Raw genomic sequence first — 878 nt, forward strand, 5'->3', positions numbered from 1 at the left:
ATCCTGGAAGCATCCTCGTTGAACACCACATCAAGAATGTAATGCTGGCTGTTCTCTATCCGCCAGTGCTGCCGTATATAGTGCCCTAGCAGCTTGTGCTTGGGGGATAACGAGCTGACATAGTAAGAGGTATCTACCGTTCCTTTTCCGTTGGCGCTGCGGTGACGCTCAACGGCAATGATGCTGCGGATTGTCGGCCATTTCTCCGTCAACTCTGGCGGTAATTTGGCTTTTAATTGAAACACATAACGCTCTTCCTGGCGGCCATGTCCACTCTCTTTGTGCTCGACGACAATCTTCTCTTTCTGGGCGTCAAACAGTGACTGGAATTGCGATTGAACCGCTTGATACAGCTTCGGTTGATTATTCTTGACCTGTACCACTACATGAGCCTTCTTCTCGCTGATTTTCTCCAGTGTCTCACGCTGACAATGCAACGCATCGAGTGTGACAACGGCTCCTTTTAGCTCAAGAATGTCCAGCATATCTTTGACGGTTTCGATTTCCCCCTTCTTGTTAGGGGTTGCTTTCTGGCTTAACACCAGCCCATTTTCGGTATCGTAAGCCGTGACCAACTGAAGCGCATCCTTGGCATTTCCCCGAAAGGAGCCGCGTAACACCTTGCCATCAAAGGCAATGATGGGTTTGCCCTGATGAGTGCGCTGTTCATTGACCCAGCACAGCAACGCTTCAAGCAAGGTATCGATGACAATGCAGCGCAGAATGCGGGCAACCGTGTGACGCCGCGGGATGCCGTTGGCAAAGGGGCGATGCTGACGCAGCCAATCGATCTTTGAATCGCCATAGGTTTCGATGTCATTCCAGCCCTCGGCACCACTCATGATGGCACTGATGACAAGGAACATGACATCAACCAG

Annotated in this window: 1 protein-coding gene; it reads right to left on the minus strand. The window is 51.0% G+C overall.

The window, feature by feature from the left end:
- The coding region (locus tag PG892_RS22405; RefSeq protein WP_270825925.1) for an ISAs1-like element ISAs1 family transposase at nt 1-878 on the minus strand (878 nt) is incomplete at both ends.

Origin of the sequence: Aeromonas sp. QDB68 (genome assembly GCF_027707405.1) — a bacterium.
GTDB classification, from domain to species: domain Bacteria; phylum Pseudomonadota; class Gammaproteobacteria; order Enterobacterales; family Aeromonadaceae; genus Aeromonas; species Aeromonas caviae.